Source organism: Mesorhizobium sp. M4A.F.Ca.ET.020.02.1.1 (assembly GCF_004022645.1).
Classification (GTDB): domain Bacteria; phylum Pseudomonadota; class Alphaproteobacteria; order Rhizobiales; family Rhizobiaceae; genus Mesorhizobium.
The window spans coordinates 1-434 of record NZ_RZOI01001407.1 but is presented as its reverse complement, the minus strand read 5'-3'; the positions used below and the strand labels follow the sequence as shown (position 1 = coordinate 434).

The 434-nt window shown below is 66.6% G+C and carries 2 pseudogenes; both read right to left on the bottom strand.

Features of this window, described 5'->3' with window-relative positions:
* Nucleotides 1-175 (bottom strand): annotated as a pseudogene (locus tag EN742_RS37415) (sugar ABC transporter permease); the annotation flags it as partial.
* Nucleotides 176-222: 47 nt separating this feature from the next.
* Nucleotides 223-434 (bottom strand): annotated as a pseudogene (locus EN742_RS37410) (sugar ABC transporter substrate-binding protein); the annotation flags it as partial.

Sequence of the window (434 nt, the reverse complement as noted above, 5' to 3'; positions counted from 1 at the left end):
GGCGGAGATAGTTTTCCATGCCGGCAAAGCTGCGCGACTGGCCGAGCGTCCAGCTGTTGACGCTCATCCACAGCGTGAAGGCCCAGGGAAAGACGATCACCGCGCCGACGACGACGAGCGCCGGCAGGACGAAGGGCCAGTAGTTGGGAGCCAGACGCACCGTCTGGCTCCCTTCCATGGCTTCCATCGTCACCCCGGCCCGTTCTGGGGTGGTGGCGGACATCAGCCTTGCTCGCTCCGGTCGAGGACCGGCTGGAACTGCTCGGTGGCCTTCTTCAGCTCCTCCGCCGGATCGGCGCCGGCGATCATGTTGCTCAGCGCCACGCCATAGATGTCGCGGAACTCGGTCACCGGGATGATGACCGGCAGCGCCAGCCGGCTGACATTGCCGGATCCGACCACGGCGTCGAGCCAGCTTGCCGGCATGGTGACGC